The sequence below is a fragment of the Acinetobacter sp. SK-43 genome (assembly GCF_015351505.1).
Taxonomy (GTDB): Bacteria; Pseudomonadota; Gammaproteobacteria; order Pseudomonadales; family Moraxellaceae; genus Acinetobacter; species Acinetobacter junii.
In genome coordinates, this window is sequence record NZ_JADKPY010000016.1 from 49,160 (window position 1) to 66,597 (window position 17,438).

Genomic DNA, 17,438 nt, shown 5'->3' on the forward strand with positions numbered 1-17,438 from the left:
GATTACTCACTGAAACGTGCTCATCATTATGCTGATAAGACGATGCTATCTACAGTTTTATCAAGATTTTGTAAATCTTTACGGAACGTTTCCTTCATTCATGAATCCAATTTGTTCCAGTATTCATCCTCCATTCCTCATCAGCAAAAATATCATTTTAATGAAGTTCCTATTTCATCTTTAATGATTTGCAGTCATTGAGGTTTATAAAATGAATATTTTATTTTCCCCACGTGTTAGGACTGTGAGTTCAAGAGTTATTGGATTTACATTGGCGATTATTCTTGCATTGAGTTCTAGTGAATGGCATTTCCAGTCTTCATTTATAGAACATATTTTATGGTTCTTCGGATGGCTATTTGTAGGCATTGGTGTGATGGGGAGAATATGGTGCAGTCTTTATATTTCAGGATTTAAGAATGCAAAATTAGTGACCGAAGGTCCATATTCTCTTTGTAGAAATCCACTATATCTATTTAGTTATTTAGGCGGCGTTGGCATCATGTTTCTGACAGAGACGTTTGTCTTCCCAATCTTATTTACGATCTATTTTCTTGGTTATTACCATTATGTTATGCGTCAAGAAGAAAAATTTTTGAGCAAGAAATATGGGATGAAGTATTTAGCGTATATGGATCGCATTCCTCGGTTTATTCCTAGTTTTAAAAAGTATACAGAACCTGAATGCTATCAGATTTCGCCTAAACATTTTCGGATTTTCTTGGTGCAGGTAGTCTGGTTCTTTTGGATTGCAGCACTGGTTCAATTATTTGAAAAGCTTCGGCTTTTAGGTGTAATCCCATCTATTTTTAGGTGGTTTTAAGCAACTGTTTTTTAGTTTTATTTTGGTCTTGGTACGAGTTATCTAAGCTTCAGAGCTTACTCAAACTAGGGCTGTTTATCTGATTTGGTTATTGGCGTTTTTCCAATAATTGATGAATTTTTTGAATAGGGTCTGAATTATGTTATCTAAAGTTAATCTAAAGTTATGTGCCGTAGTTTTCTGTCTTTTTGCTGGCACAGCGCACGCTGATGGCGGCTTGATGTTCTTGGAAAAGAATTTACAAGCGCAAAAGGAAACGAAAACCAAGCAAGTCAATCATGGTGAGCAGTTAAGTGCTCAACAAAAATAAGATTGAACATGAATACGGTCGAACTTAGTAGTTAAAGGTCAGCAATGTTGGTTTTTATTTAAACTGACCGAAATGTAATTTTATTACATTGACCTTACTTGCTATAGTTCATCTGTGCAATTTTTATCTAAAAGAGTAACCTTTGCAGCGTTCTAGTATTTTTATTACCGTCTTGCTCAGTTTGTTCATGTTTCAAAGTCTTTGGAACGTGGCGGCTGCGTATTGTGGACATGAAAATATCAATACGACAAATAGCAGCGTGGTTACGCACTTTGGTCATCATGTTCCAGAAAGTTCTATTGCATCGACTCATTATTCAGTGGTTTCCGATCAGGAAGCCTCTGATTTACCGATGTCTTTGAATTTACAGGATCACCATGATCATTTGCCATCCTGTTTTCATGTTGTGATGATTGAAGCACAGCAGCAACTTGATGAACCTTTGCTTAGAGTCAAAGAATTTAAGCAGAATTATATTTGGTCGAATTCCTACCAATCCCCGCATTTATCTAGATTAAACCCACCGCCGCTTTTTACCCCGCTATAGGTGGGGTAGCCGAAAAATAGCCCACCGCATTCTTATTACTTTGCGGGGCTTTATATGTCTTCTAGTTTAAATCAGCGTATTCATGCAGTTGAGCAGCGTACGCAAAAAAATCGTACTCAATTGTCATTGAAGTGGTCAGTGTTGGCACTTGCTTTAAGCACGGCCATTTTGAGTCCATCCATTGCCGCAGAATCTTTACTGGATGCGAATCAGCAGCCTGTAAGCAAAGCTGCACAACGCAATCTGAATTTTGAGCAAATCTTGCAGGATGTGAAACAATATCAGGCAGGCACAGGGGTGTGGCAAACACAGCAAGGAATCGCTGAGGCCAATGTAAAACAAGCGGGGTTATGGTCGAATCCAAGTATTTCTATTCAGCAAACCGACTTTAGGTCGGGCAAAGACAAAGAGCTGGAATTTGGTGTTTCACAAAAATTAGACATTTTTGGTCAACGTCGTGCTGCGGTTAAGCTTGCCGATGTACAAGCATCTCAAGTGGGGCTTAATCAGGAACTCTACAATGCGCAACTTGAGTTAGCAGTTAAATATCTGTGGTCGCAAGTCGTGGTGCTAGAGCTGGAACATGATGTGCTTCAGGCACAGTTAAAAACCAGTCAGGATACTTTGGATGCAACTCGCTTAAGACTCAAAGCGGGCAGCATTGCGCAGGTCGATTTAGACCGTACCTTGATGGCGCATATTGAAAATCAACGGTTGTTTCAACAAACCGAACTCTCCTTAGCCACTGCAAAGCGTCAATTGGCAAATCTGTGGGGCAGTACCGATAACCGCTTCTCTACTCAGGCAAGCAATGTCTGGCCACAACAAAATGATTTGCAAGATTATTTGCAGAACAATTTATTTGAGCGTGCTATTCAACTCGATATTGTACGTCAAAAAGCCAATATCGATTATTTAAAAGTATCCAATCGACCGAATCCGACCGTCAATTTAGGCATGGTGCAAAGTAAAAGTGCTGAAACAAACTCGACCGATAACAAGTTCCGAGTGGGTATCGATATCCCGTTGAATATTTTTAATCGTCAACAGTATTCATTGCGAATTGCCAATGCCAAACAAGATTTACTGGTCAAACAGCAACAGTTTTACAAGCAGCAGAACTTGAATGCGATTCAGACCTTAACAGCAGAGTTGGCGGGGTTGAAACAACAGTTCGATCTCGTCAATCAACGACAAATTCCATTGTCTGAAACGGTACAAGAGAAAATGTTGCTCGGTTTCAAAGTCGGTAAATATGCCATTACTGATGTGCAGCAAGCCACCATGCAATTGCAGGATCAACGTTTAAATAAAGTGCAGTTACTCAAGAGTGCATGGCAAAAGCAAATTGATGCAGAAAGTTTAGCACTAGGAATTGAGCCGAGTATGGTGAGTTCAAGTGATGCCTTAAATCAGATTAATCAAACCCTCTGGAAAGATACCAATAACCTTCCCGCTGTAGTAGGAGCAGAATAATGTCGACAAATAAATCTAAAAAGCAGTGGTTCTGGGTCATTCTGGTTATTGCCGTTGGCTTAGTCCTGAGCGCGTTATTATTTTTCACTGGCAAGAACAAAGCCAGCGGTGATGCAGCAGCTGATAGTCATGGCGAAGGTGAGGAAGGACATACAGAAGGTGAGGCTGGACAGGCTGAAAGTGAGGAAGGTAGCTTAAATCTCAGCCCAAAACAGATGACTGAATATGGGGTTAAGCTGGCTCAGGTTGGTGTGGGTGAAGTCGGACAGCAATTTGCTTACCCAGCAAAACTGGTGACCAATACCGATCAGCAAGCGCATGTTTCAGCAACCTTTGCCGGACGTGTGGAAAGTGTCAATGCGGTACTTGGCCAACAAGTCAAGAAAGGGCAAGTTTTAGCCACTCTATTTATCCCTGATCTGGTAGATCAGCAGGCTAATTTAAGTATTGCACAAGAAGCTTTAACGCTTGCACAGCAAGATTATCAACGTGAAAAACAACTTTGGGAACAAGGGGTTTCTGCACGTCAGGATTATCAACGTGCCTACAATGCCTATCGTCAGGCACAGATTCAGGTACAAGCTGCACGTAGCCGGTTATCTGCCTTGGGCGCATCCAGTGGCAGTCAGGGTCGCTATGTCTTGACTGCACCTTTAAGCGGTGTGGTGAGTCTGAAAGATATTGTGGTGGGAGAGCAAATTACCGCAGATAAGCAGTTATTTGTGATTGATCAGCTGGATCAACTCTGGATTGAGTTTATTTTACCAAGCGTCAATAACATCAATGTCCAACCAGATCAGCAGATCGAGTTTAAGTCGCTGCAAACCAATAATAGCTTTAAAGCACAAATCCAGACTTTGACCACCGCAGCAGATACGCAGACAGGTCGTTTGCAGGTGCGTGCCAAAGTGTTAACCCCAGCCAAAGAACTTCGACCTAATTTGATGGTAAACGTGTTATTAGATGGTACGGACAAGAAGCCTGTGCTTCGTGTTGCCAAAGGGGCGATTCAGCAGATCGAGGGTAAAGCCACGGTTTTTGTCGCTAAGCAAGAGAAAGACCAAATGCATTTCACTCCAACACCTGTACAACTGGGTAATTACTCAAGTGATGGGCAGTGGGTGGAAATCCAATCGGGTCTGACTGAAAAGCAACAATATGTCAGTCAAGGCAGTTTCCTTTTGAAATCTGAGATCGAGAAGGGAGAGGCTGAGCATGGACACTAAAGATAAGTTGCAGCTTCCTCCCGCGGAAGGCCTGTTTGATCGGATTATTCAGTTTTCAATCCGCAATGCGATTTGGGTCATGCTGTTTGTGGTGGCATGGATCGGGGTCGGTATTTATAGCTACCAAAAACTGTCGATTGATGCCGTACCTGACATTACCAACGTGCAGGTGCAGATTAACAGTCAGGCGGGAGGATTCACTGCCCCTGAGGTTGAACAACGCATTACTTATCCGATTGAAAATGCCATGTCGGGTATTCCGAACTTGGAACAAACCCGTTCCATCTCGCGTTACGGCTTGTCCCAAGTCACGGTGATCTTTAAAGATGGTACCGATATCTATTGGGCACGCCAGCTGATTAACCAGCGCTTACAGGAAGCCAAGAGTGCTTTGCCTGATGATATTGATCCACAAATGTCACCGATTTCAACGGGGCTAGGCGAGATCTATCAATGGGTGATCAAGGCTGAACCGAATGCCAAAAAGGCAGATGGTACGCCTTATGAGGCTATGGACCTGCGTGAAATTCAGGACTGGATTGTTCGTCCTCAATTACAACGTGTGCCAGGTGTTGCTGAAATCAATACCATTGGGGGATATAACAAGACCTATGTGGTTTCCCCCGATCTGAAACGTTTGCAACAACTGCAAATTCCCTTAACCGATTTGCAAACTGTACTCACTGAAAATAATGAAAACCGCGGTGCGGGTTTTATTGAAGAAAATGGTCAGCAGCTTACCGTACGTATTCCGGGGATGTTGAAAACCGTACAAGACATTGAGAATGTCACGGTCAGTACCAAGAATGGCTTGCCGATTCGTGTTGCCGATGTTGCAACAGTTTCGATTGGACATGATCTGAGAACAGGTGGTGCCACCTATAACGGTGAAGAAACCGTACTGGGTATCGCGATGATGATGATGGGTGAGAACAGTAAATCCATCGCTCAAGCACTCGACAGCAAAATGCAGGAAATCAAACGTTCATTACCTGAAGGGGTGGTGGTCGAAACAGTATATAACCGCAGTAACTTGGTTGATAAAGCCATTAAGACGGTGGCGAAGAACCTGATTGAAGGCGCAATCTTGGTGATTGTGATCCTGTTTGTGTTCTTAGGTAACTTCCGTGCGGCATTGATTACCGCCTGTATTATTCCCTTATCCATGCTGTTTACCCTGACAGGGATGGCGGAGCAGAAAATCAGTGCCAACCTGATGAGTTTAGGCGCATTGGACTTCGGTATTATCGTCGATGGTGCGGTGGTGATTGTCGAAAACTGTATCCGACGGCTGGCAGAGGCTCAACACCATAAAGGTCGACTCCTGACCCGTTCTGAACGCTTTACCGAAGTCTTCTTGGCGGCAAAACAGGCAAGACGTCCGCTGATTTTTGGACAAATCATCATTATGGTGGTGTATTTGCCAATCTTTGCACTGGCAGGTGTAGAAGCGAAAATGTTCCATCCAATGGCAATGACCGTGGTCTTGGCCTTGATCGGTGCCATTATTTTATCGGTGACTTTCGTCCCTGCTGCGGTGGCATTATTTGTTACCGGTGAGGTCAAAGAGAAAGAAAGCCGTTGGATGGCGGCATTAAAAAGCGGTTATAAATCCTTGCTGGATAAAGCCTATGCTTTCCGCTATGTGGTGGTGGCCGGTGCAGTGACTATTTTGATACTCACCGCTGCGATTGGTTCGCGTGTCGGTAGTGAGTTTGCGCCACAACTGAGTGAAGGTGACTTTGCTTTACAGTTGATGCGTGCACCAAGTACAGGAATTGAAGAATCACTGAAGATTCAGGAAAGTGTTGAGAAGCAATTACTCGCAGAGTTTCCAGAAATCAAGGCGATCTTTGCCCGTACAGGTACGGCCGAAGTGGCAACGGATGTGATGCCCCCTAATATTTCTGATGCAATCGTTTTGTTAAAGCCGCGTGATCAATGGCCAGATAAATCGGAAACCATTGACGAGCTTCGAACCAAAATGTTGGCCTATGTTGAGAAAATTCCAGGCAACAACAGTGAGTTTTCTCAGCCGATTGAATTACGTTTCAACGAACTGATTTCAGGCGTACGTAGTGATATTGGGGTGAAAATTTTTGGTGATGATATGCAGGTTCTGAACCAAGAAGCAGAAAAAGTCGCGCAAACCTTGAGAACGATTACTGGTGCAAGTGAAGTCAAAGTCGAGCAGACTGATGGCTTACCTTTGCTCAATGTCGATATCGATCACGCACTGGCTGCACAATATGGTTTATCGGTGAAATCCATTCAGGATTTGGTTGCTGCCAGTATTGGTGGACAAAGTGTTGGGCAGATTTTACAGGGTGACCGTCGTTTTGATTTTGTGGTGCGTTTGGATGATGGGATGCGTACGCCGCAGCAATTGGCCATGCTGCCGATTCAGCTGCCGAATGGTGGTTTGATCAAACTACAAGACGTGGCAAAAGTTGAGAATATTTTAGGCTTGGCGCAAGTCAGCCGTGAAAATGGCAAACGCCGTGTTGTGGTCACCACCAACGTACGCGACCGTGATTTGGGCTCATTTGTGGGTGAAATGCAGCAGAAATTATCTCAGCAAAAATTACCAAGCGGTTATTGGCTTGGTTATGGCGGTCAGTTTGAAAATCTAGCCTCGGCAAAAGCCAGAATGCAGATTGTGGTGCCATTGGCATTGCTGATGATCTTCGTTTTGTTGATGGCGGTGTTTAATAACTTTAAAGAAAGCTTGCTGGTGTTTAGTGGCGTGCCATTTGCCCTATCTGGCGGTTTGGTGGCGCTGTGGTTACGCGATATTCCCTTGTCGATGTCAGCAGGTGTGGGATTCATCGCACTGTCAGGTGTCGCTGTATTGAATGGTCTTGTGATGCTGAGTTTTATTAAAGAACTTCGTGAGCAGTTTGATGTGCATAAAGCCACATGGCAGGGAGCAATCTTAAGATTACGTCCTGTATTAATGACGGCTTTTGTTGCTTCGCTTGGCTTTATTCCAATGGCAATTGCGACTGGTACTGGTGCAGAGGTGCAACGTCCTTTAGCAACTGTGGTGATTGGTGGGATTATTTCATCAACTTTACTGACCTTGCTCATTTTACCAATCGTTTATCGTTGGATGAATGAGATGAAATCCAGCAAAAGTCAGGAAAGCACCATTTAATCTATTTATGTTATCTTCTTAGTAAAGCATTTTATTAAGAAGAAACTAAACCAGCCAAAGCATTTCAACTTTGGCTGACTTGTAAAACCCCTATGGGTTTTACGCCGATAATGATAAGGAGTCCAACATGAGTGGACATCAAGGGCATGATCATAGTCATGCTGTAGTTACTGAAGGCAACGCAAAAAAATTGACGATTGCGTTGGTGCTGACAACAACATTTTTAATCGTCGAAGTTATTGCGGGTTTAATTACACAAAGTTTGGCATTGCTGTCCGATGCAGCGCATATGTTTACTGATGCGGCAGCACTCGCGATTGCTTTGGCTGCGATTAAAATCGCTAAACGTCCAGCAGATAATAAACGCACATTTGGTTATCAGCGTTTTGAAATCTTGGCGGCGTTATTTAATGCTTCCATGCTATTTTTTGTTGCAATCTATATCCTTTACGAAGCTTATCAACGATTTACACAACCTCCTGAGATTCAGAGTGTAGGTATGCTTATCGTTGCATCTTTGGGTCTTGTCATTAATCTTATTTCTATGAAGATTTTGATGTCGAGTGCAGCCGAAAGTTTGAATATGAAAGGCGCTTATTTGGAAGTGTTAAGTGATGCGCTTGGCTCAGTTGGTGTGATCATTGGTGCGGTCATTATTTACTACACCAATTGGTATTGGGTTGATACGATTATTGCCGTTGCAATTGGGTTTTGGGTGTTACCAAGAACTTGGATTTTGCTTCGTCAAAGTATCAATATTCTCCTTGAAGGTGTACCTGAAGAAGTGGATATTGAAAAACTGCGTAATGACTTATTGGCGTTACAGGGTGTTGAGAGTATTCATCAACTTAAGGTTTGGGCGATTACCTCAAAGAATATTCATCTGACCGTACATTTATTTGCACCAAATGCTGATCGTAAGCAATTACATCAAGCTGCAACTGAAATGTTGGCACATGAACATGGTATAGCTGAGGTGACATTACAAATTGAAGATGATGCTGAAATGAACTGCCAGCATACCCATCAACATGCCGAACAAGAACATTCACATCAACATTGAGCTGATGTGAACTTTTCTATTTTTTAAATTAATTCTGCCATTCGTGGTTACAATCACGACATTTCCAATGCTTTTGCGCTTGCATAAAGGCTTGCATTGAAATTTTAAAATCTGGAAGATCACGCCAAAATAGAACACCTGCAATTACACACACAGCAAATACAGCAACTGTCGCAATTTGTAAGCCTTGTCCTGCACCGTTTCCAAAAATCCACATCCCAATACTAATTAAGACAAGGATCAGTAAAATAAAGATCGCTGGAACTAATAATACTAAGCTTTTAGGTACATTGGGACGAGGGCTATTTGCACCCTGACTGACAGGCATAATTTTCACGCTTTGACATTTAGGGCAACGGTATTGCATAGATTTATCCTATAGGGTTTTGCTTATTTTAGCGAAAATTGTGAAAAAGCTAAAATGTTGTGGCTATGAAATTGTTTTATTTACTGATTCAGTTGTAGGTATGCCAATTCTAGAACAGTTTAGGTAATTAGATTGATATATTTTGCACTTCGTCTAAAGCTATTCGCTAAGCAGTATTCAGCCATGCTAATTTGAGTTGAAGAGTTACTGAATAGTTATTCGAAGAATACGTATGTTACCAACTAAAATTCTAAAATTACGTTTATCACGCATTCAAAAAGGTAAAGAGCATCTTTCCACTCAAGATAAATTGATGTTGGTGAGTATGGAGAGTCCAGATCTGAGTGCTAACTTTTTGCTGCGCTTATTTAAGATGTCTTTGCCCAAGCAATGGAAGTTTCATTCAGAGACTGAGGAAGATGTCCTGTATACACGTCAACTCATTCAGTTGATCGAGAACGAATTTATCCCTGCCTATGAGTTTCATGCCCGAAAACATGCTTGGTATGAACAATGTCTAGAGTATCAGCTTAATTTTTTAGTGACCGAACCTAATCAGCAACAAATTAATCATTATTTAAGGCAATTGGATCAATGTTTGGATCAACAGCCAAAATTGGATTTATTGAGATATTTTTACCAGCAATATCCTACAGTTCAGCACGCTACAGAATTAGCTAAATCATATGCTGGAGCCGCCGAATATTCAAAGGCGATCGAATTGTATGAATGGGCAGCACAACAATCAACACAACGTAATGAAGTTGGTTTTTATAGTTACATCGAGTGTCTCATTCATCGAAACCAGTCTGAGTACAAAAAAGGTATTAGCGATGTTGAGCATGCGATTGATTTGTTGTGTCGGTTTGAAAAACCAATAGATCAAAAGAGTTACAACAAAATATTAGACCAATCAATTTCGAGGTTACTACCATCTGAGATCTTGGAATCACGAAGTACTGAAACCAATGTATTTGCAGATGTTGGGCGTGGTTTAAACTCACTGGGTAAAACTTTAGGAGGAATTTTTGGAGCAAAAGACTTAAATATTCCTTTGAGTAAAGATGTGATAGCCAGTGCACCCCAACTGCTCAGTACGGATCAAATGATAATGAGTTTAGAGCGGACTGCTACGCTGCAACAATCCTTTAGACGATGGATTGGAGAAGAGCAGTTTCAGCACTATTTAAATCATGATGCAGGATTATTGACTAAATTTTGGTTAGAGATGGAAGCTCATCCTGCATCAATCGGGACATTATCTGATCCTTTTTCTCGACTACAGCTGCTCGAACAATTGGCTTCTTCAACACGTCGTCTAGGAGAGTTGCTTGATTTAGCAGATATTCAACTTATTTTAGATCAAGGGACCAATGCATATTTCGGTGAGTTCCGTTTGAATAAGCAACATCCTGATCGAGAGCAGCTGTTTGTGCAACGTGAGAAAATTGTAGATGAGATGGCTCAATTTGCACATTGGTTTTATGAGCATATCCTCACAGTATATTACGATCAGCAATTGAAGTTCTTTGAGCAAATACAACAAACATTGTTGAAACAACCGACTGAGCAAGCTTTGTGGAGTGCGCTGTTTGCTTACCAATTTGAGCGACAGAGTCGAGCACAAAGGTTGATGGAATGGATGCAAGCAAAGCTTGAGAAAACAAATGATTTTGAAAACATACAAGCGGCATGGGTTGCTTTAAGAGAAAGTCGATCATTTAGCGATAACGACATTCCAAGCAAAATAGCCACGATACAACAGGAGCTTGCACAATATAAGGCTTTATTGGAGCAGCAGAAACAGCAGATCGATCAGGATGAATTGAATATCGTTCATAAAGATGAGGAGTAGAATCTAGACGCCATCTAGGGCTAAATGTTGATCAGGATTATTTATTTCTGTGCAACAAAAATACGCAAATTGCTCTAGATAGCATGCTAATCTACTTAAAAACGTCTAATAAGTTCAGAAAGCAGATCGCAGCTCATTCGTATTGAGCCAGTAAAAAGGGAAGAGGGAGAGCATCTTGAATCGACAAGATGATAAAAAGGCGATGTTTGATATTATGCCTGCAGACAATGAAGTGACTGCGAAACCATCTTTATCACGTCGGCTAATCAATAAGACATTACAACATGCACAAGATGCAGTTGAATTTGCTAGTGATACCTCGCGAAATATCGCAGGTGTGGCGGATGCGGCATTAGATGCGTTGGATCATGTTACACATCATACGAAACGTGGTGTGGAAGGTGTACGCAATACTGTGCGAGACATGGTTTCGGAAACCAGTGAAGCTGCTCGTCAGGTTGCATTGGCTATGGCTAGAGCATCTTTAGGCAAAAGTAGCTTAACGCTTTATTTACCTGAAATGTTGCTCAATAATCAAATTCGTAAACGCATTGACCGTACCGAAATCGACGATATCAAAATCGAATGCGGTAATGATCGTTTTCATATCGAATTGGATGGGCACTATCGTCGTTTTTTGTATCGTCTGTCGCTTGAATTCAATGTTTTAGAGTGTCGGATAGGACAAGAAAAATATTTACGCTTGCGTCAGGTCGATGAGCATCTTGATTTGCAAGTTCGTCATGGTGGAACTTTAACGAATTGGGCAACACGTCGTGTCGGTAACGTGAGTTTTGAGCTTATTAACTCCCTACCGATTCCATTTCTGATTAATCACTTGATTCGCGATATACCTGGTATTCAGAAAGAGGGGCATCGCTTATGGTATATCGACCTTGAAGAAGCTGGATTTATTGATTTCATTAATAACCGTTCATGGATGGTCGATAAATTATTGAGTTTGACTGACTTTAGTATTTTGCCGGGATTAAACATTTTGCAAGAAAGTCGAGAGTTAGTTCAGCAATTAGTAGATCAATTCGAGATTCGAGGCTTGCGCGTACAATCAGGTCGTTTAGAAGTACAAGTTGGGATTGGAAGCGAATAAGAAAAAAGCCACTGTCAATGGAGTGGCTTTTTAGAATTTGGCGTCCCTACGGGGATTCGAACCCCGGTTACCGCCGTGAAAGGGCGATGTCCTAGGCCTCTAGACGATAGGGACTTATATGAGGCATACATCTGAAAACAATAATAAATATTGGCGTCCCTACGGGGATTCGAACCCCGGTTACCGCCGTGAAAGGGCGATGTCCTAGGCCTCTAGACGATAGGGACGTTTCAGAGGTGGGCGTATATTAGGGTGAATTGGGTGGGGTGTCAAACACTTTTCTAAAGAAAAATTAAAAAAAATAAATGAATGTTTAAAAATAAAGCGCATTGGGGAATAAATAATCAAAAATAAGGATTTAAGAGATAAAATACTATTTAGATGATGATTTTTATACCTAAATAAAAAATGCAGCTTGTTTAAGCTGCATTTTTGTTTGTCGGCTTATTTTTGATCACGATAAAAGACATAGTGACTTAAATAACATGCCGCAATGAATAATAAACAACCAATAAAGCCCGCCTGCATTTCAGGATCTGCTGCCATACTTAAACCAGTAATGAAACAGAACACAAAACCTAAAATAGGAACGATAGGATAAAGAGGGGCAGCAAATTTTAAATCTTTTGCTGTGTATCCAGCTTTATACCATTGGCGTCTAAAATTAAATTGACTCCAGCAGATACTCATCCACACGATCACCATCGTAAATGCAGCGATTCCAAGTAGATTTTTAAAGATCGTTTCAGGTGCAAAATGTTCAGATAATAATCCTGGTAGAGCACCAAACATCGTCACGATAAGTGCAATAATTGGCGTGCCACTTTTAGACAGTTTAGAAAAAACTCTCGGTAATTGACGTTGATCAGACAAAGACCACATCATACGAGAGGCTGCATACAAACCTGAGTTTGCTGCAGAAAGAAGGGCAGTGATAATGACAAATCGAATAATGTCGTCTGCGTAAGGAATGCCAATATAGTTGAATACGGTAACAAAAGGACTGCTACTGACGCCTTCACCACCCAATCCTGCAATTTGGAATGGTAATAATGCGCTGATCACAATAATTGTACCAACAAAGAAAATTAGCAGACGCCAAATTGCCGCATTAATAGCTTTAGGTACATTCACCGCAGGATCTTTTGTTTCACCAGCAGCGACACCGATCAGTTCTGTACCTGAAAAGGCAAAATTCACAATTAACATCGTGGTGAAAATTGGTAAAAGACCTTCTGGGAACCAACCATGAGCAGTTAAGTTGTGAAATAAAGGTGCTGATTCAGAACCTTTAAATGGGATTAAACCAAAGATTGCCAGCAGACCAAGAAGAATAAAGGCAATTACTGTAACAACTTTTACTAAAGCCAGCCAAAATTCTGATTCAGCAAAAATGCGTGTTGAACTCATGTTGAGTCCAAAAATAGTTACTGCAAAGATAATCGTCCATATCCACATAGAAATATGAGGAAACCATTCTTGCATGAGTAGTGCTGCGGCAGTAAATTCTGTGCCTAATGTTGCTGTCCATGTCAGCCAGTAGACCCATGAGATCATATAGCCTGTGCCTGGACCAATATATTTTTGAGCGTATGCGCCAAATGATCCTGCGACAGGCATGTGTACTGCAAGTTCACCTAAGCACAACATCACCATATAGGCGATCAATCCACCCAAAACGTAGGCGATAATTGCACCTATTGGTCCAGTTTGGGCGATTACTTCACCAGAACCCAAAAACAAGCCCGTACCAATTGCACCGCCAAGAGATAGCATGACTAAATGGCGCGTGCTCATCGAACGTTTTAATGTTTTTGATTCTGAATTCGAATTTGAGTTGGAAGATTGCATACGACAATTTGTCCACGCATAGAGAAGCGGCTATTTTATGGAAAATTATGAAATGTGCAATCTGATTAAGAGAAAGATTGAGAGAAAAATATAATTATTAGATAAAAGAATTTGGCGTCCCTACGGGGATTCGAACCCCGGTTACCGCCGTGAAAGGGCGATGTCCTAGGCCTCTAGACGATAGGGACAGATGAGGCAACACAAAATGTTTGGTGGAGCCAAGCAGGATCGAACTGCTGACCTCTACAATGCCATTGTAGCGCTCTACCAACTGAGCTATGACCCCAGTTTGTGTGAGCGCAATATTAGGTGGATTACGCTCACACGTCAATGATTAAACGGACTTAAGTCTCACTATTTGCATCATTTTTCGGCAATTTTAGTGATTCATTTAACTTTTCCCACACTTTCAGTTCTTTCTTGCTAGGCGCACCTACGATCTCTAGAGCATGGCGTAGTCGAGCAAAAGTTAAATCTGGACCCAAAGTCACCATTGCTTGCATTACAGGCGTAGAACTTGTTGAACCTGCTATTGCGATAAAGAAAGCAGGCATGAAATCACGTAGTTTGATTTCCATTTGATTTGCCAAATCCATCAAAATTTGACTGACAGTTTCATTGTTCCATGTGAACTGGCTTTCTAAGCGCCAAATCGCAAATTGCAGGCTTTGACGAACTTGTTCTTCTGTCAATTTCTTGCTTTCAAACTGCTCTTTGTTGATTTGAGGCATATGGTTGAAATAGAAACCTGCCCAATTAACAGCTTCAGACAAAAGATTAATACGTGGCTGAATCGCCGCTGCAATATCTTCAAGTGTTTGGCGATCAGACTTCCACGTCAACAAACGATCAAGGAGTTGTCCTGGTGTTAATGATTTGATCCATTGACCATTAAGCCAATTGAGTTTTTCTACATCAAAAATTGGTCCACCAAGTGAAACACGCTGCACATCAAAGTTTTCAATCATATCTTGTAGAGTAAAGACTTCACGTTCGTCAGGCATAGACCAACCCATGCGCCCTAAATAGTTGAGCAACGCCTCTGGCAATACACCAATGTCACGATAGTAGTTGATAGATGTTGGATTTTTACGTTTAGAGAGCTTTGACTTATCTGGATTGCGAAGTAAAGGCATGTGACAAAGCGTTGGCATGTCCCAACCAAAGTATTGGTAAAGTAATTGGTGCTTAGGTGCAGATGGTAGCCATTCTTCACCACGTAAAACGTGAGTGATTTCCATTAAATGGTCATCAACAACATTTGCAAGGTGGTAGGTTGGTAAGCCATCAGTTTTCAATAGCACTTGCATGTCTACTTGTGCCCAAGGAATTTCAACTTCACCACGTAATAGGTCATTGATTTTACAGACACCCTCTTCTGGAACTTTCATGCGAATGACATGAGGTTCACCAGCTGAAAGACGACGTTGTACTTCTTCTTGAGTTAATTTTAAGCCACGTCCATCATATTTAGGTGTTTCACCACGTGCTTGTTGTTCAGCACGCATTTGGTCGAGTTCTTCTGCTGTCGCAAAACAGTAAAAAGCATGACCTTTTTCCACTAATTCAAGTGCGTATTGTTTGTAGATACCCATACGTTCTGATTGGCGATACGGTGCATGTGGTCCACCAACATCAGGACCTTCTGACCAGTTAAGTCCAAGCCAACGTAAAGAATCTAAAATCATTTTTTCAGATTCTGGAGTTGAACGAAGTTGATCCGTATCTTCGATGCGTAAAATAAACTCACCGCCATGCTGTTTCGCAAAGCATAGGTTAAAGAGAGCGATATATGCAGTTCCTACATGAGGGAAACCAGTAGGAGAGGGAGCAATACGAGTACGGACTTTCATAAGTGATCGAATTTAAAATTAGAATTGAAACTATTATAACGAAAAAGCCTAGTCACGGAATGACTAGGCGCATTTAAACATGTTAGGGGTTACATATTTAAAGAATTAAGAATTATGCGGTTGGAAAATGGTTTGAACAAAGCGTGAAAAACGTTCGTGCTGTGTAGCAAAGAAGTTTTGCGTTGGTGTTGTACGAATCGTATTCAACATTTTAAGTTCATCATTGCTCGACGGGATCATCGATGTATTACGTTTTTGCTGATCCAGCGCTTTGACAATTAAAGAAGAAGATTTGTCTACAGTTTTTATGTTGTTGCTTTCTTTGATAGCAGCAGCGTGTCCCATTTGTACTGAACAAGCTAAAAATAGGCTTAAGCATATCGTTTTTTTCAATTTTAATGCTCGCATTGCTAACATTCCCTTATTACTTCCGAGTCTACAAGACTAACTAAACAACTATACTATTGCTTTAATGATACGATTCAAACATAAATCTTAATAAAAAAGTAGAACTACGTCACACTTTTCATAAAAAAGATAAACTTCCAGTAAATTTCTACTCAATATTTATAGCCTTGTGGCTAGTTTGTTTGCAAGTCAAATTTAGCAAGCAAATATGTAGAAAACGTGAAGAACGTTCAATTTTAAATAAGCTAATACGATTCCTCATCTAGATGTATGGATCAAAATGATTTAGATTAAAAACTGAATAATAAAGAAGAAAACATTATAACTGATTGATTGTAAAATATATTTATTAAAATATAGTGCTATAAATAGTAAAAATAAGGTTGTTATAAATATGAAGCGTGTATTCACATCAGTTGCATTGATATTTGGATTATGGGGGAGTGCCCATGCAGCAACTTCTTTCTTGAATGTGTCTTATGATCCAACACGTGAATTTTATCAAGAATATAATCAAGCTTTTGGCAAATACTGGAAAAGTAAAACAGGGCAGGAAGTCGAATTTAAGCAATCACATGGTGGATCGGGCAAGCAAGCACGCTCTGTGATTGATGGCTTACAGGCCGATGTTGTAACTTTGGCATTAGCTAATGATATCGATGAGATTGCGAATGCAGGATTAATTCGTAAAGACTGGCAGAAACAGTTTAAAAATAATTCTGCACCTTATACCTCAACTGTTGTTTTTTTAGTCCGAAAAGGTAATCCCAAAAATATTCGTGATTGGAATGATTTGACCCGAGAAGGAGTTGAAATCATCACTCCAAATCCAAAAACTGGTGGTGCTCCACGTTGGATTTATTTATCTGCTTGGGGCTATGCTTTAAAACAGCCGAATGGAAATGATGCCAAAGCTCGTGAGTTGGTAAAAAAACTTTATCAAAATGTCAAGGTTTTAGACTCAGGTGCTCGAGGCTCATTAACAACCTTCGCAGAGCGTGGAATTGGAGATGTATTGTTATCATGGGAAAATGAAGCACTTTTAGCGACACAAGGGTTAGGCAAAGACAAATTCGAAATTGTTTATCCATCTATTTCGATCTTGGCGGAACCTTCAGTTGCGATCGTTGATAAAACGGTGGAAAAGGATGGTAATCGTAATTTAGCGCGTGGATATCTCAATTTCCTTTATTCACCCCTAGGACAAGAGTTAGCTGCAAAACATTATTTCCGCCCGAGAAATCCACAGGTTGCTACGAAATATGCAAAACAGTTTCCAAAGATCAAATTATTTAATATTCAGGATGTGTTTGGAGGGTGGGCAAAGGCACAAAAAACTCATTTTGTGAATGGGGCGATTTTTGATCAAATTTATGCTGAGAAACCTTAGCTCA

Annotated in this window: 14 protein-coding genes and 4 tRNA genes; 10 read left to right on the plus strand and 8 right to left on the minus strand. The window is 41.0% G+C overall.

All coding sequences use genetic code 11. From position 1 onward, the window contains the following. Positions 1-211 precede the first annotated feature (211 nt). The 7 genes from IRT38_RS04345 to IRT38_RS04375 all read left to right on the plus strand — a co-directional run bounded on the left by IRT38_RS04345 (position 212) and on the right by IRT38_RS04375 (position 8,602). Positions 212-823: a methyltransferase family protein gene (locus IRT38_RS04345; RefSeq protein WP_039047987.1), complete on the plus strand. Its 612-nt coding sequence runs from the start codon at positions 212-214 to the stop codon at positions 821-823. 139 nt (positions 824-962) lie between these two features. Beyond that, complete coding sequence (locus IRT38_RS04350) at positions 963-1,133, plus strand: hypothetical protein (protein ID WP_004909716.1); 171 nt, start codon at positions 963-965, stop codon at positions 1,131-1,133. 142 nt (positions 1,134-1,275) lie between these two features. Then, positions 1,276-1,680 (plus strand): cation efflux protein, CzcI-like, encoded by a 405-nt coding sequence (locus IRT38_RS04355; protein WP_004683448.1) that lies wholly within the window; start codon positions 1,276-1,278, stop codon positions 1,678-1,680. 54 nt (positions 1,681-1,734) lie between these two features. Then, the gene (locus IRT38_RS04360; RefSeq protein ID WP_004909713.1) at positions 1,735-3,156 is read left to right on the plus strand and encodes a TolC family protein; all 1,422 of its coding nucleotides are present in this window, start codon (positions 1,735-1,737) and stop codon (positions 3,154-3,156) included. After that, positions 3,156-4,382 (plus strand): efflux RND transporter periplasmic adaptor subunit, encoded by a 1,227-nt coding sequence (locus IRT38_RS04365; RefSeq protein WP_004803870.1) that lies wholly within the window; start codon positions 3,156-3,158, stop codon positions 4,380-4,382. Before IRT38_RS04360 ends, IRT38_RS04365 begins: the two co-directional genes overlap by 1 nt. Further along, entirely contained in the window at positions 4,372-7,539 is a 3,168-nt protein-coding gene (locus IRT38_RS04370) for an efflux RND transporter permease subunit (RefSeq protein ID WP_112987250.1), read from the plus strand. The genes IRT38_RS04365 and IRT38_RS04370 overlap by 11 nt, the downstream gene beginning before the upstream one ends. Positions 7,540-7,666: 127 nt before the next feature. Then, positions 7,667-8,602 (plus strand): cation diffusion facilitator family transporter, encoded by a 936-nt coding sequence (locus tag IRT38_RS04375; protein ID WP_004909708.1) that lies wholly within the window; start codon positions 7,667-7,669, stop codon positions 8,600-8,602. Positions 8,603-8,630: 28 nt separating this feature from the next. Here IRT38_RS04375 and IRT38_RS04380 read toward each other — a convergent pair whose 3' ends face one another. Further along, positions 8,631-8,969 carry a hypothetical protein gene (locus IRT38_RS04380; RefSeq protein ID WP_004909706.1) on the minus strand — a complete coding sequence of 113 codons (339 nt, stop codon included), beginning with the start codon at positions 8,967-8,969 and terminating at the stop codon, positions 8,631-8,633. A 232-nt stretch (positions 8,970-9,201) separates the two neighbouring features. Here IRT38_RS04380 and IRT38_RS04385 point away from each other — a divergent pair, with 232 nt between their 5' ends. Further along, the gene (locus tag IRT38_RS04385; protein WP_194597030.1) at positions 9,202-10,824 is read left to right on the plus strand and encodes a hypothetical protein; all 1,623 of its coding nucleotides are present in this window, start codon (positions 9,202-9,204) and stop codon (positions 10,822-10,824) included. 175 nt (positions 10,825-10,999) lie between these two features. Beyond that, positions 11,000-11,932 carry a hypothetical protein gene (locus IRT38_RS04390; RefSeq protein WP_194597031.1) on the plus strand — a complete coding sequence of 311 codons (933 nt, stop codon included), beginning with the start codon at positions 11,000-11,002 and terminating at the stop codon, positions 11,930-11,932. 38 nt (positions 11,933-11,970) lie between these two features. Here the strand turns inward: IRT38_RS04390 and IRT38_RS04395 are convergent. The 7 genes from IRT38_RS04395 to IRT38_RS04425 form a co-directional block, all read right to left on the minus strand. Beyond that, a tRNA-Glu gene (locus IRT38_RS04395) sits at positions 11,971-12,046 on the minus strand. Between the two features lie 37 nt (positions 12,047-12,083). After that, a tRNA-Glu gene (locus tag IRT38_RS04400) sits at positions 12,084-12,159 on the minus strand. Between the two features lie 217 nt (positions 12,160-12,376). Further along, positions 12,377-13,783 carry an amino acid permease gene (locus IRT38_RS04405; protein ID WP_004909664.1) on the minus strand — a complete coding sequence of 469 codons (1,407 nt, stop codon included), beginning with the start codon at positions 13,781-13,783 and terminating at the stop codon, positions 12,377-12,379. Positions 13,784-13,895: 112 nt separating this feature from the next. Further along, positions 13,896-13,971, minus strand: a tRNA-Glu gene (locus IRT38_RS04410). A gap of 22 nt (positions 13,972-13,993) precedes the next feature. Next, positions 13,994-14,069, minus strand: a tRNA-Ala gene (locus IRT38_RS04415). A gap of 58 nt (positions 14,070-14,127) precedes the next feature. After that, positions 14,128-15,636 (minus strand): glutamate--tRNA ligase, encoded by a 1,509-nt coding sequence (gene gltX / locus IRT38_RS04420; protein WP_004909661.1) that lies wholly within the window; start codon positions 15,634-15,636, stop codon positions 14,128-14,130. Positions 15,637-15,741: 105 nt separating this feature from the next. After that, positions 15,742-15,981, minus strand: a complete 240-nt coding sequence (locus IRT38_RS04425; protein ID WP_371863821.1) for a DUF4179 domain-containing protein — start codon at positions 15,979-15,981, stop codon at positions 15,742-15,744. Between the two features lie 457 nt (positions 15,982-16,438). Between IRT38_RS04425 and IRT38_RS04430 the strand changes: the two genes are divergently transcribed. After that, a complete protein-coding gene (locus IRT38_RS04430; protein WP_004951525.1) occupies positions 16,439-17,434 on the plus strand; it encodes a sulfate ABC transporter substrate-binding protein in 996 nt (331 codons plus the stop codon). Positions 17,435-17,438 lie beyond the last annotated feature (4 nt).

What these genes read in the sequence shown, in the direction of transcription:
- IRT38_RS04345 (WP_039047987.1), top strand. Translation starts at nt 212, where the DNA reads ATGAATATTTTATTTTCCCCACGTGTTAGGACTGTGAGTTCAAGAGTT.
- IRT38_RS04425 (WP_371863821.1), bottom strand. Translation starts at nt 15,981, where the DNA reads ATGGGACACGCTGCTGCTATCAAAGAAAGCAACAACATAAAAACTGTA.
- IRT38_RS04430 (WP_004951525.1), top strand. Translation starts at nt 16,439, where the DNA reads ATGAAGCGTGTATTCACATCAGTTGCATTGATATTTGGATTATGGGGG.
- IRT38_RS04370 (WP_112987250.1), top strand. Translation starts at nt 4,372, where the DNA reads ATGGACACTAAAGATAAGTTGCAGCTTCCTCCCGCGGAAGGCCTGTTT.
- IRT38_RS04360 (WP_004909713.1), top strand. Translation starts at nt 1,735, where the DNA reads ATGTCTTCTAGTTTAAATCAGCGTATTCATGCAGTTGAGCAGCGTACG.
- IRT38_RS04375 (WP_004909708.1), top strand. Translation starts at nt 7,667, where the DNA reads ATGAGTGGACATCAAGGGCATGATCATAGTCATGCTGTAGTTACTGAA.
- IRT38_RS04380 (WP_004909706.1), bottom strand. Translation starts at nt 8,969, where the DNA reads ATGCAATACCGTTGCCCTAAATGTCAAAGCGTGAAAATTATGCCTGTC.
- IRT38_RS04365 (WP_004803870.1), top strand. Translation starts at nt 3,156, where the DNA reads ATGTCGACAAATAAATCTAAAAAGCAGTGGTTCTGGGTCATTCTGGTT.
- gltX (WP_004909661.1), bottom strand. Translation starts at nt 15,636, where the DNA reads ATGAAAGTCCGTACTCGTATTGCTCCCTCTCCTACTGGTTTCCCTCAT.
- IRT38_RS04350 (WP_004909716.1), top strand. Translation starts at nt 963, where the DNA reads ATGTTATCTAAAGTTAATCTAAAGTTATGTGCCGTAGTTTTCTGTCTT.
- IRT38_RS04385 (WP_194597030.1), top strand. Translation starts at nt 9,202, where the DNA reads ATGTTACCAACTAAAATTCTAAAATTACGTTTATCACGCATTCAAAAA.
- IRT38_RS04405 (WP_004909664.1), bottom strand. Translation starts at nt 13,783, where the DNA reads ATGCAATCTTCCAACTCAAATTCGAATTCAGAATCAAAAACATTAAAA.